Consider the following 12,949-nt stretch of genomic DNA (forward strand, 5'->3'; position numbering starts at 1 on the left):
ACGATTGGGAAGTCCTTTCGGGTGGGGAGGGTGGGGAGGGGCGTGCGGGATCGCCGCGTCGGCCGGAGGGCCGGCGCGGTGAACTGGGGGACGGGAGTGGCTAGTTGCTCCAGTAGGGGTCGAAGGCCAGGGTGTCGGCGCCGGGGACGGTGGTGGCGGCCGACCAGGAGCCGTCGACGACGCGTCCGCCGTCGGGCCGGCCGGCCAGCGACAGCCTGGTGAAGATGCGGTAGCGGTCACCCCGGTAGACGGAGCGGGTGAACTCGACCACCCGGCCCTCGGCGTCCCTGGCCGCCCGTTCGAACAGCAGGGCGGGGGTGTGCACGGACACGCCGAGGAGTTCGGCCTCCCACTCGTCGACCACGGTCGGTTCGATGCTCTGCGCCGCGTCGGTCAACAGGATCTGGTAGCGGCGGCCGAGCAGCCGGTAGAAGGAGTCGGTCTCCAGGTCACGGGCGGTCAGGCCAGGCACCAGCGCGTGCGGCACATGCAGCGTCTCCACACACATCGGGTCGCCGTCCACCGTCCGCAGCCGGATGATCCGCAGGATCTGCTCGCTGGGCGCGATGCCCAGCCGGCGGCCGATCCGGGGCCCCGCGGCGACGGTCTTGAAGTCCAGCGTGCGGCTGGCCCAGGTGCCGTCCACACCGCCGACGCCCAGCGTCTGCGGCTGTCCGGGGGAGCCGCTGAGGTGCTGGGCGACCTTGGCCCGGGCGACGAACACACCGCGTCCGTGCTCCCGCACCAGCAGACCGTCACGGACGAAGTCGTCGACGACCGCGCGCAACGTGGGGCGGGAGACCCCGAGTTCCTCGCACAGCTGCCGTTCGCCCGGGAGGGGGCGTCCGGTCCCGGTCTCCTCGATCAGGTCGAGGAGGTGGGTGCGGATGCGTTCCCGCTTCTCCCAACGGCTCTCACCGCTGACCATTCCTACCAACTTTCCTTACCAGTGGTTCATCCTGCTGCCGGTTACTTCCGAAATGCTTGCTTGACAGTCCCCAAATAGTGCCCCAACATGTGCCCACTGGTCAATAAGTGGTAAGCGAATTCGCCGGAGGTCCCATGTCCGAGTCCCGTGTCGGACCCGTCAACCGCACCGTCACCCGCACCGCCCGCCGCCCCCGCCGTACCGTCGCCGCGTCGCTGCTCGCGGCCACGGCCCTGCTGGCCGCAGCATGCACCACCGGGGGTGCCGCGTCGAAGGCGGACACCGGCGCCGACGACACCACGCCCGTCACCATCACCTTCTGGCACGGTCTCAGCTCGCCGCACGAGATCGCCTCGGTGAACGCCGTGCTCGCCAAGTTCCACAAGAGGTACCCCTACATCACGGTCAAGGCCGTCGCCGCCCAGACCGACGACAAGGTCAACCAGGCCATCCGCGGCGGCACCGCGCCCGACGTGGCGTCCTCGTTCAACGCCGCGAACGTCGGCGGCTGGTGTTCCAGTGGAGCGTTCCAAGACCTGAACCCGGACATCAAGGCCGACCACGTCGACATGTCCCAGATCCCGAAGGCCGTCCAGTCGTACACCGCGTTCGGCGGCAAGCGCTGCACCATGCCCTGGCTCGCCGACACCTTCGGGCTGTACTGCAACAAGAAGCTCTTCGCACAGGCCGGGATATCCGCGCCGCCGAAGACGATGTCCGAACTCGCCGCGGACGCAAAGAAGTTGACCACCTTCAACCCGGACGGCTCGATCAAGACCGCAGGATTCATGCCCTACTTGGGCGCCTACCAGATGCTCACCGAACACCTGGTCCCCAGCTGGGGCGGCAAGTGGCTCACGGCCGACGGCCAGTCCAACGTCGGCGGCGACCCCGCCTTCGCCCAGGCGCTGACCTGGCAGAAGAGCCTGGTCGACTGGTTCGGCGCGAAGAAACTCGTCACCTTCAAGGCCGGCATGGGCGACGAGTTCTCTGCCCAGAACGCCTTCGAGACCGGCAAGCTGGCCATGATGGTCGACGGCGAGTGGCGCAACTCGTTCATCAAGAACGACAAGGCGGACATCGACTACGGCACCGCCGTGATGCCCGCCGCCGACGGCAAGTCCCAGCTGTACGGCGCCGGTTACGTCGGCGGCAACGTCATCGGGATGCCGCGCGGCGCCAAACACCCGGGCGCGGCCTGGAAGTTGATCAAATTCCTCACCACCGACACCGACGCGCTGACCACCCTCGCCGACGCCATCGGCAACGTCCCCACCACCAAGGCCGCGCTCGACTCGCCCGCGCTGGGACTCTCCAAGGACCCGAACTTCGCCCCGTTCCTCCAGGTGTTCAAGAACCCGCTCACCACCACGACACCGGCGAGCGCCGACGGCGGCGCCTACCTCACCAACTTCGGTCACTTCGTGGAGAAGTGGCAGAGCGGCTCCGTATCCGACCTGAAGGCCGGTCTCACCGCCGTCGACAAGCAGAACAACGCCGCGCTCAAGCTGGGGCAGTGACCGTCATGGCCACCCAACTCCAGCTAGCCCCGGCGCTGTTGAGGGCCCGGCTGCGCCGCAACCGGCTGCGCGTCCTGCTCTTCCTCGCGCCCGGACTCGTCGGCTTCGCCGTCTTCCTGGTCTACCCCCTGGTGATGACGGTCTGGCTGTCCTTCACCAATTCCAACATGATCTCCCCGGCCCGCTTCGTCGGCTTGCGCAACTACCGCTATCTGCTGGACGGCGACCCGCTGATCTGGCACGCGATCCGCAACACCGGCTGGCTCGTTGCCGTCATGGTCCCGGCGCAGGTGCTCTTCGCCCTCGGCGTGGCCATGGTGACCGCCCGGCTCAAGGCCGGGGCGAGCGTCTTCCGCACCCTGTTCTATCTGCCCGCGCTGGCCCCGCCGGTCGCCGCGACCGTCGCCTTCGTCTGCATGTTCAACCCCAACTCCGGCCCGGTGAACCGGATCCTGGGCCTGCTCGGCATCCACGGACCGCTGTGGTTCAACTCGCCGGACTGGTCCAAACCCGCCCTGACCCTGCTCGCCCTGTGGGGCAGTGGCACCATGATGGTCATCTTCCTGGCGGCCCTGCTGGAGGTACCCGCCGAACTGTACGAGGCCGCCGAACTGGACGGCGCCGGCTCCTGGCACCGCTTCCGCTACGTCACCCTCCCGACGATCTCACCGGTCGTGCTCTTCGCCACCGTCACCGGGGTGATCGCCGGACTCCAGTACTTCACCCAGGCGATGGTCGCCTCACAGGTCGCCAACGGCAACATCCAGCCCGCGCCCGGCTATCCGGACGGCTCCACCCTCACCTTCCCGCAGCAGCTCTACATCGCCGGCTTCAACCAGTTCCACGCGGGCTACGCCTGCGCGCTGGCCGTGGTGCTCTTCGTGGTGGCGATGGCCTTCACCGTCGTCCTGCTCCGCCGCGCCTCCGGCTTCGACATCGAGGAGGCACCGCGATGACGGCCACCTACGCCCCGGCCCCCGCCCGCCAGACCCGCGCCGCATCACCCCACCAGGCCGCACGCGGCCGGGCGAGCCGGCGGCGCAAGCTGGTCTGGATCGCCGAACACGCCGTAGCCGTCGGCCTGGCCTGCGCCTTCATCGGCCCGATCGTGTTCATCTTCCTGACATCCGTCATGACCGACGGCCAGTCCCTCACCACCAGCCTCTGGCCCCACCACTGGCAGTGGTCCAACTACCGCACCGTCTTCGCCACCGCACCGGTCGGCACCTGGCTGGTCAACACCGTGCTCTACGCGGTCGCCGCCACCGCCGCCACCCTGCTCTCCAGCGTCCCCATCGCCTACGCGCTCGCCCGGCTCCGCTTCAAGGGACGCAACACCGCGTTCCTCTGCGTCATCACCATGATGATGCTGCCGCCCCAAGTCCTCGTCATCCCCATGTACTTGATGTGGGCGAGGCTCCATCTCACCGGCACCATCTGGCCGTTGGTCCTCCCCTCCCTGTTCGGCGACGCCTTCTCGGTGTTCCTGCTGCGGCAGTTCCTGCTCACCGTCCCCGAGGACTACCTCAACGCGGCCCGTATCGACGGCTGCGGCGAACTGCGCGTGCTCACCCGGGTGGTGCTGCCGATGATGCGCCCCGCGCTCGTCGCGGTCGGCCTCTTCTCCTTCTTCAACGCCTGGAACGACTACTACGGCCCCCTCATCTACACCGGCGAGACGCCCGCCCACTGGACCCTGGCCCTGGGCCTGGCCACCTTCAAGACCTCCCACGCGGTGCAGTGGAACCTCACCATGGCCGCGACCCTCATCGCGATGGCGCCAGTGATCATCGTCTTCTTCTTCGCGCAAAAGGCCTTCATCGAGGGCGTCACACTGACAGGAGTCAAAGGTTGAAGATCACCGTTGTCGGCGGCGGATCCACGTACACCCCCGAACTGGTCGACGGATTCGCCCGGTTGGGACTGCCCGTCACCGAGATCGCCCTCGTCGACCCCGACCCCGAACGGCTCGACGTCGTCGCCCCGTTCGCCCGCCGCATCCTCGCCCGCCAGGGCAGCCCCGCGAAGATCACCACCACCGCCGACCCGGACGCCGGCATCGACGGCACCGACGCCGTCCTCTTCCAGCTCCGCATCGGCGGCCAGGCCGCCCGCCACATCGACGAGACCCTCCCGCACGAGTGCGGCTGCATCGGGCAGGAGACCACCGGAGCAGGCGGGTTGGCCAAGGCGCTGCGCACCGTACCCGTCGTCCTCGACCTCGCCGAACGGGTCGCCAAACGCGCCCCCAACGCCTGGATCGTCGACTTCACCAACCCGGTCGGCATCGTCACCCGCGCCCTCCTCGACGCCGGCCACAAGGCGGTCGGCCTGTGCAACGTCGCCATCGGCTTCCAACGCACCTTCGCCGACTGGCTCGGCGTCGACCACGAGCGGATCACCCTCGACCACGTCGGCCTCAACCACCTGACCTGGGAACGGAGCGTACGGCTCGACGGCGTCGACGTCCTGCCGCGCCTCCTCGACGAACACGGCCAGGCCCTCGCCGACCGGCTGCGCATGCCCCTCGACGTGGTCCGCCGCCTCGGCGTCGTCCCCTCCTACTACCTGCGCTACTACTACGCCCACGACGAGGTACTCGGCGAACAGCTCACCGAACCCTCCCGCGCCGAGCAAGTCGCCGCCATGGAGGGCGAGTTGCTGACGATGTACGCGGACCCGGCCCTGACCGAGAAGCCGGCCCTCCTCGACAGGCGCGGCGGTGCCTACTACTCCGAGGCCGCCGTCCAACTGGTCCACGCCCTCACCACCGACACCGGCGACGTCCGCGTCGCCAACGTCCGCAACAACGGCACCCTGCCCTTCCTCCCCGACCACGCCGTCATCGAGGTCCCCTCCCGCATCGGCGCACACGGCGCAACTCCCTTGCCCGTCAACGCCGTAGAGCCGCTGTTCGCCGGACTCATCGCCCACGTGACGGCGTACGAGGAACTCGCTCTGGAAGCCGCCCTGCACGGCGGCGTCGACCGGGTCGCGACCGCGCTGCTCGCACACCCCCTGATCGGACAGGTCTCCGTCGCCGAGGAGTTGGCGGCGAAGCTCGTCGCCGCCAACCGCCAACACCTGTGGTGGGCCTGATGAGTTCGGGTCTGCTGCTGGCCGTCGACGGCGGCAACTCCAAGACCGACCTCGCCGTACTGACCACCGGCGGTACGATCCTGGGCCGCGCCCGGGGCGGTGGATTCCGCCCGCAGGCGGTGGGCCTCGACGCCGCCATGGACGTACTCGCCGCGTTGCGCGCCGAGGCCATGGCGGCGGCGGGTGCCAGCGCCGACACCGTGGTGGACGGCATCACCGCCTTCCTCGCCGGCGCCGATCTGCCGCACGAGGTCAGGGCGTTGCGCGAGGCCGTCGGCGCCCGCCGCTGGGCCGTCACCCAGCGCGTCGACAACGACTCCTACGCCGTCCTGCGCGCCGGGGCTCACCGCCCCTGGGGTGTCGCCGTGGTCTGCGGCACCGGCATCAACTGCGTCGGCGTCGCCCCCGACGGCCGTACCACCGGCTTCGCCGCGCTCGGCCGGATCTCCGGGGACTGGGGCGGCGGCATCGACATGGGCACCTCGGCGCTGTGGCACGCGGCCAGGGCGGAGGACGGCCGGGGCCCGCGAACCGCCCTGCACATGGCGGTAGTTGACCACTTCGGCCTCGCCACGGTCGCCGACGTCACCGCCGCCCTGCACAGCGGCGACCTGCCCGCGCTCCGGCTGAGCGAACTCTGCCCGGCGGTCTTCGCGGCCCGCGACGACGGGGACGGCATCGCGACCGAACTGGTCGAACGACTCGCGGCGGAGACAGCGAGAATGGCCCTGACGGTCCTGTGCCGACTCCAACTCGCCCACCTCCCGGACCCCGAAGTGGTCCTGGGCGGAAGCGTGTTGGCCGCCGGTCACCGCGCCCTCCTCGACGACATCGAACGCAGACTCACCGAGGACGTACCCGGCGTCCGTACGGTGGTGTGCACCCAACCGCCGCTGCTCGGCGCCGCGTTGGCGGCCCTTGACCTCCACCCGCGAGCGGACCCTGGGGCGGAGGCCCGACTCCGCGCCGGATTCCACTGATCCGCTACGACCGGGAGCGCGTCCCGAGCCGCATCGCGTACCCCGCGTGGTGCAGCTCGTCGCCCCGGAACTCGCCGAAGGCCCAGAAGCCGAGATCGTCCAGGTAGTCGATACGGTCGCCGTCGATCCAGTAGCGGCCCTCGTAGGCGTGCGGGCGGCCACCGCGGGTCTCGTCGTAGCGCCCGTCGGCGGTCAACTCCTGGTGCAGGAAGCCGTTCTCGTCGATCCAGACGCCGATGCGCGGGCTGCCGCTCAGATCCTGGGCGTCCGGGATGCCCGCTTTGGGTGCGGTGGGGCGGCTGGGGGCGTCGGTGCCCGCCCACAGGACCGGCTTGCCGTTCGCCACGAGGGCGCGGACCTCCTCCGGCCGGGTCAGCAGCGTGGCCACCGCACCCGCCACGTCGGGGGCGAGTTCATCGGGTACGACGAGCAGGTCACCGGTGTTCCCGGGCGTCAACGTCGCGACGTACTCGGAGCGTTGGCCACGCCCGCCGACCAGAGCGGCCGTGTCCACGACGGCCGGCACCACCGTCATGCCGGTGCAGTCGACGACGATGGCGTTGTCGTCCTGCGCCGCCGTGACGATGCCCGGGCCGACGCCCACGAGGAGGGCGCCGACGAGCAGCACGTCGGCGCCGGTCAGGGTGCCGATCAGCGGGTCCATGGTCAGGACCCGGGCGTTGGTGAACAGGACGGGACGGCCCGCGTCGTTCGTGACGATCTCGTCGAGGGCTGGACCGTTCCAGGTGACGGTGTCCGTGTGGGTGGTGCTCATCGCCTGCTCCTCAAGTGGGTGGCTCCTTGGTGGCAAGCCTGGTCGCGTCCGAGGGACGCAACCAGGCCGCCGTTACCCCAGGTGTCCCGCACCCACCCTGCGCACCGGCTCAGCTCGCGGCGGCCGTCAGCGCCCCGAGCGCACTGGCCTGGGTCCGCCAGTCGGTCTGGTTCGGGCTGGTGCCCGCCCAGCGTTCACCGAGCGCGTTGAGGTTGGACCGGTCCTGCGCCCACAGCGTGTCGGCCTGTTTCTGGATGTAGGCGCGGTAGGTGCTGGAGCCGGTCACGTTCGCGAGGTCGGCGAAGTTCCGCATGAAGATGCCCTTGAACTGCTTCTGGTTGTCGTCGCAGGACGCCGAGCCGACGTCGCAGGACTCGGTGAGCACCCCGCCGACGGTCAGCTGCGAGCTGCTGATCGCGGCGTTCGCCAGGGTCCGCGCGGTGGTCAGGAACGAACTGTCCCCGGTCGTCCTCCACAGCTCGGTGAAGCCGCCGATGGCCAGTCCCTGGTTGTAACTCCACACGGTGGAGCCGTTGTTGGCGCAGGACGAGGACAGCCCGTCGTTGACAAGACCCGAGGAGTTGATCATCCCGCTCGCCTTGTACCAGGCGGCCGAGGTCTTCGCCCGCTGCAGCCACACGGTGTCACCCGCGATGCGTTGGTGCAGCGCGGTCGTCAGCCACAGGTACTGCCCGTTGGTCACCGCGTTCTTGTAGGTCTTCTCCCGGTCCCACCACACACCGCCGCCGCAGGTGCCGGTGTCCCAGTACTGCTGCACGTAATTGGCGATGGTGACGGCCTCGTTGAGATAGCGCGCGTCGTGCGTGTAGTCGTACGCGTCGATCCACGCGATCGCCCACCAGCCCGAGTCGTCGATGGACCGGCTGACGAAGTCCCCCTCGATCGCGTCCGAACTGCGCGTTCCGGCCGGGAAGACGCCCTTGTTCTGGTCGAAGGTGCGGGCGATGATCCAGTCGTAGTCGTGCGTGCCGGTGGTCTTCGCGAAGTCGATGACGGAGGTGAGGGTGGCCGCCGAGTTCCACCAACTGCTGGGCCACCAGCCGTTGTAGGGGTCGTACGACGTCATCAGCGCGTCCGCCGCCGCGCGCGCCCGGGTCGGCACGGGCCGGTACCACGCGGTGCAGCTGCCCTCGTTGTGGCTCGCCTCCCGGCCGCAGGCGCGGACCGCGCCGCCGTAGAGGAGACCGCGCGGATCGCGGGTGGCGTACATCGTGGTGCGGGTGGTGATGGCCCCGGACGGGGTGCTGGTACGGCCGAGGGAGGAGCCGTCCGGCCAGGTCGTGCCACCGTCCCAGGACCGGTCCAACCAGATCTCGTCACCGGGGCCGCCCGTGTCGATGCTTCCCCAGGCCGTCGCGTTCTTCTGGTCCACGTGCAGCCGGATCGTGCGGCCGTACAGGCTGGTCGACGGCACCGGCTGGTCGTCGCCCGCCGCCTGGCCCGCGCCCGTGCCGTCGCAGAGGGTGTCGCAGACGGTGGGGTAGACCCAGTTCGTGCAGCCCACGCCGGCCGCGTCGCCGCAGGCCCGGACCAGGCCGCGCCTGTGGTTGCGCGGGTCGGTGATGTTGTACATCAGCGTCCTGGTACCGGTCCAGGTGCTCGGGATGCTCGCCTTGCCGAGCAGTCCGTCCCAGGTGGCGCCGCCGTCCCAGGACCGGTCCAACCAGACCGCGTCACCGGTCGAGCCGTTGTCGATACTGGCCCACGCCATGTCGTCCGCGTCGGAGACATGGAGCTGCACACGCCGGCCGTTGAGCGTCTTGTCCGGGACTGGAAACGTTTCCTGCTTTGCCTGCGAAGGGTCCAGCGTGTCGCAGGCCAGGACGCACACCTGCGTTGCGGCGGACGCCGGCGTCGCGGCCGGGACGAGCGCCACGAACGCCAGGGCGGCCGTCAGGGGAAAGCTCAGGAGAAAGCTGAGGAACCGTGGTCTGACAACGATGTCGAAGCCATGGAGGGACACCGGAAACTCGCCTCGATTTCACGATGGGGGACGCCGGGTGTGAATGGATTCAGCTCTGGATCAAAGGTCCATACCTCTACCCGTACTCGACGCAGTGAACCGGCTTGGTGCGACCCTGTCAATGTCGTAAGGCGCGCTTTTTACCCGGGAGTTGAGGGTTGACGTGATGGGTTGACACTCGCTCTCCCGGCGCCCATCATCGGTGCGAACTTCGGCGAGTCATCTCGCGCACCCGTCGCTCCTCCAGCTCCAGGCTTCCGTATTCGATCCATTTGAATCGATTCACTTGCCTGGTTGTCCAGTTGAGCGGCTGGTTCCCCCACCGATCCGGGAGGCACTCATGCGCCGTCGCAGGCCAGCGCTGAACCGAAAGCCCAGACCAGGGCGCCTAGTTGGGCTCACCGTGGTGGTGGCCGCCGCGCTGGCCGTGACCCCGGCCCTGTCGGCAGGGGCGGCGCCGACGGCAGCAACGACCGCAACGTCCGCGCCCAAGGCGGCACTTGACGCCGTGAACTACTCGCCTACCTCGCGCACCCTCAAGCCGACCGCCGTCTACCGCACCGCCGGCAGCGTTGCGAATCCGACGAACGTGCTGAACGGGACGGCGACCCGGATCTCCGGTTCGCAGTCGGCCGTCACGCTCGACTTCGGGAAGGAGGTCGGTGGCTTGGTAACGTTGTCATTCGGCAGCACCAGCTCCAGCGGCCAACGCGTCGGCCTGGCCTTCAGCGAGTCGTCCCTGTACGTGGGCAACAACAGCGACCGCAGCAGTGGCCGCGACGGCGAGGACGGCGCCCTCTACGCCACGCCCTCGGCCAACGGCACCTACACCGTGCCCACCGCCCAACTGCGGGGCGGCTTCCGCTACTTGACGGTCTTCCTGGACAGCTCGGGCTGGGTGGACCTCAACGGTGTCAGCCTCAACTTCACCGCGGCGCCGGGGAAGTCCAACCCGGCCGACTACGCCAACTACTTCACCTCCAGCGACGAGTTGCTCAACCGCATCTGGTACGCCGGGGCGTACACCGTGCAGTTGAACACGATCGCCTCCAACCAGGGCCGTGCCTGGCCGCCGCCCTCCTCCGCGTGGGACAACAGCGCCACCGTGGGTGTGGGGGACTCCGTGCTGGTCGACGGTGCGAAGCGCGACCGTACGGTGTGGCCCGGCGACATGGGCATCGCCGTCCCCACGCAGTACGCGTACTCGAACGACCTCACCTCGACCCGCAACGCGCTCACCACGATGTACAACGCGCAGTCGTCGGCGGGTGAAATCCCTTGGTCCGGGCCGCCGTTCAACCTCACCGGCTCGGACACGTACCACACCTGGACCCTGCTGGGGACGTCCACGTACTACACGTACACCGGCGACCGGTCGTGGTTGGACTCCGAATGGTCCAACTACAAGCGGGGGATGGCCTTCATCACCAACAAGATCGACGGCAACAACCTGCTCAACGTGACCCGCACCCAGGACTGGGCCCGGGTCGGCCAGGGCGGCGAGAACATCTCCGCCAACGCGCTGCTGTACGGCGCGCTCAGGGGCGGCGCGAGCCTAGCCACCGTCGAGGGCGACAGCGCGCTCGCCGCTAGCTGGAACAGCAAGGCCGACGCCATCAAGGCCGCGGCCAACTCCCGTCTGTGGGACGCCTCGAAGGGCATGTACAAGGACAACCCGACCAGCGGCCTCTACCCGCAGGACGGCAACTCCCTTGCCGTCTGGTACGGGTTGAGCGACTCCGCGGCCAAGTCGAAGAGCATCGTCGCGGGGCTCGGCAACAACTGGGGCATCTACGGCCCGACCACGCCCGAATGGGGCGGCAACGTCTCGCCGTTCGCCGGCGGCATGGAGCTGAACGCGCGCTTCACCGCCAACGACGACTACACCGCCCTGGACCAGATCCGCCGCACCTGGGGCCACATGCTCGACAGCGACATCGGCACCAAGAGCACGTTCTGGGAGGGCATCCAGTCCGACGGCGGCCTCGCGTACGGCGGTTCGTTCATGAGCCTGGCCCACGGCTGGTCCACCGCGCCCACCTCGACGCTCACCTTCGACGTGCTCGGCACCGCGCCCGAGTCGGCGACCGGCGCGTACCGCTTCGTCCCGCACCCCGGCGACCTGACCAGTGCGCAGGGCCGCATCACCATGCCCCAGGGCGCGATCAACGCCTCCTGGTCCCGCAATCCGTCGGCCGGTACCTACTCGGCCACCCTCTCCAGTCCGTCCGGCAGCACCGGCCGGATCGGCGTCCCGAAGCTCGGCGGCAACATCACGGTGACCGCGAACGGCGCGACCGTCTGGAGCAACGGAACCTTCACGCCCACCTCCGGCATCACCGGCGGCAGCCAGGACGACACCTACGTCTACCTCACCGGCGTAGCCCCCGGCAGCTACACCGTCTCCGCCACCGGCCTCGGCAACCCGGCACCACCCACCGAACCCGGCACCGGCGCCCTGCGCGCGGGCTACACCCGGTGCGCGGGCGAGGGCGGCACCTGCTCCTTCAGCGGTACCCGCTCGGTCGCCTACGGTGCCGGGACGTACACGTACAAGACCGTGACCAGCAGCACCGCCTGCTCCAACGACTCCTTCGGCGGCGATCCGGCCGCGAACCTCGTCAAGTCCTGCTACGTCGCCGACGCGGGCGGCCCGCCCGGCTACACCGCCTGCGCGGCCGAGGGTGGCACCTGCTCCGTGCCCGGCTACAACCGTGACGTCGCCTACGGAGCCAACGGCAACTTCGTCCACCAGGTCACCAACGGCTCCGTCGACTGCTCCAACGCCCACTTCGGCGATCCCATCGACGGCGTCGCCAAGTCCTGCTATCTGCCGCCCGCGGGTGCCCCTGCCGGTGGCTGGGCGAAGTGCGCGGATCAGAACGGGACTTGTGCGGCGGTGGCGGGACAGCCGGTGATGTACGGCGCCTACGGGGCGTTCACCACGGCCACCGCGACCGGCGACACGGCGTGCACCGACGCGACGTTCGGCGACCCCATCTCCGGGGAGTCCAAGGCCTGTTACACCGCGACCGGCGGCCCGGTCGGCTACGCCGCCAACTGCTCGGCGGAAGGCGGCACTTGTGCCTTCAGCGGACAGCAGACCGTCGCCTACGGCGCCCGGGGCCGCTTCCTCTACAAGACCTTCAGCGGCGGTACGAACTGCACGACAGCGGCCTTCGGTTCCGACCCGCTCCCGAACGTGAGCAAGTCCTGCTACCTCACGTCCTGAGCGGCCCGACACCTCCGGCGGCCCCCGCCTCTCCGCGCGTCGGGGGCCGCCGGATCACTCCGGATGCGCCACCGCCTCCTTCTGGAGCTGCACCGCCGCCAACAGGCTCAGCCCCGGCTCCGCCTGCCGCAGCGCCCGCACCGCCGCGACCGAGTCGAGGTCCCCGGTGAAGCCGGCCGCGGTCAGCCGGGACCGGACCCAACGAGCCCGCAGCCGGCCTTCGTCGGCAGCGGCGGTGGACTCGACGAGCGCGATGGACCGTTCCAGGCCGGGCCGTTCCTCGGGCGAGGCCTCGGCCAGTGCCTGACGCAGGGCCGCCGTGATCACGTCCGAGTCCCGGACGGTCAGCACGAAGGTGTTCTTCTTGCCCAGTCCCGTGATTCCAGTCATGGGGCCCAGCTTGACGATCATGTTCCGTGCGGGCCAAGCGA

10 protein-coding genes are annotated in these 12,949 nt (G+C 69.5%); 6 read left to right on the forward strand and 4 right to left on the reverse strand.

The window, feature by feature from the left end:
* Positions 1-100 precede the first annotated feature (100 nt).
* Positions 101-928: a GntR family transcriptional regulator gene (locus tag JHN45_RS09930; protein WP_200716217.1), complete on the reverse strand. Its 828-nt coding sequence runs from the start codon at positions 926-928 to the stop codon at positions 101-103.
* 134 nt (positions 929-1,062) lie between these two features.
* Between JHN45_RS09930 and JHN45_RS09935 the strand changes: the two genes are divergently transcribed.
* The 5 genes from JHN45_RS09935 to JHN45_RS09955 are packed head-to-tail and all read left to right on the forward strand — an operon-like array spanning position 1,063 to position 6,527.
* Positions 1,063-2,448: an ABC transporter substrate-binding protein gene (locus JHN45_RS09935; protein ID WP_201048733.1), complete on the forward strand. Its 1,386-nt coding sequence runs from the start codon at positions 1,063-1,065 to the stop codon at positions 2,446-2,448.
* Between the two features lie 5 nt (positions 2,449-2,453).
* Positions 2,454-3,404, forward strand: a complete 951-nt coding sequence (locus JHN45_RS09940) for a carbohydrate ABC transporter permease (protein WP_201048775.1) — start codon at positions 2,454-2,456, stop codon at positions 3,402-3,404.
* Entirely contained in the window at positions 3,401-4,303 is a 903-nt protein-coding gene (locus JHN45_RS09945) for a carbohydrate ABC transporter permease (RefSeq protein ID WP_201048734.1), read from the forward strand. The genes JHN45_RS09940 and JHN45_RS09945 overlap by 4 nt, the downstream gene beginning before the upstream one ends.
* Positions 4,300-5,547, forward strand: a complete 1,248-nt coding sequence (locus tag JHN45_RS09950) for a 6-phospho-beta-glucosidase (protein WP_201048735.1) — start codon at positions 4,300-4,302, stop codon at positions 5,545-5,547. Before JHN45_RS09945 ends, JHN45_RS09950 begins: the two co-directional genes overlap by 4 nt.
* Positions 5,547-6,527, forward strand: coding sequence for an N-acetylglucosamine kinase (locus tag JHN45_RS09955; RefSeq protein ID WP_236583527.1), 981 nt, complete (start codon positions 5,547-5,549; stop codon positions 6,525-6,527). The genes JHN45_RS09950 and JHN45_RS09955 overlap by 1 nt, the downstream gene beginning before the upstream one ends.
* 4 nt (positions 6,528-6,531) lie before the next feature.
* Here JHN45_RS09955 and JHN45_RS09960 read toward each other — a convergent pair whose 3' ends face one another.
* Together JHN45_RS09960 and JHN45_RS09965 are read right to left on the reverse strand one after the other, a co-directional pair.
* Positions 6,532-7,302 carry an Atu4866 domain-containing protein gene (locus JHN45_RS09960; protein ID WP_201048737.1) on the reverse strand — a complete coding sequence of 257 codons (771 nt, stop codon included), beginning with the start codon at positions 7,300-7,302 and terminating at the stop codon, positions 6,532-6,534.
* A 109-nt stretch (positions 7,303-7,411) separates the two neighbouring features.
* Entirely contained in the window at positions 7,412-9,286 is a 1,875-nt protein-coding gene (locus JHN45_RS09965; RefSeq protein ID WP_201048738.1) for a glycoside hydrolase family 76 protein, read from the reverse strand.
* Positions 9,287-9,626: 340 nt separating this feature from the next.
* On the opposite strand from JHN45_RS09965, the gene JHN45_RS09970 reads away from it, so the two are divergent.
* Positions 9,627-12,518 (forward strand): trehalase family glycosidase, encoded by a 2,892-nt coding sequence (locus tag JHN45_RS09970; RefSeq protein WP_236583528.1) that lies wholly within the window; start codon positions 9,627-9,629, stop codon positions 12,516-12,518.
* 54 nt (positions 12,519-12,572) lie between these two features.
* Here JHN45_RS09970 and JHN45_RS09975 read toward each other — a convergent pair whose 3' ends face one another.
* Complete coding sequence (locus JHN45_RS09975; RefSeq protein ID WP_201048739.1) at positions 12,573-12,908, reverse strand: hypothetical protein; 336 nt, start codon at positions 12,906-12,908, stop codon at positions 12,573-12,575.
* Positions 12,909-12,949: the final 41 nt, after the last annotated feature.

The sequence above is a fragment of the Streptomyces sp. MBT53 genome, from assembly GCF_016654115.1.
Taxonomy (GTDB): domain Bacteria; phylum Actinomycetota; class Actinomycetes; order Streptomycetales; family Streptomycetaceae; genus Streptomyces.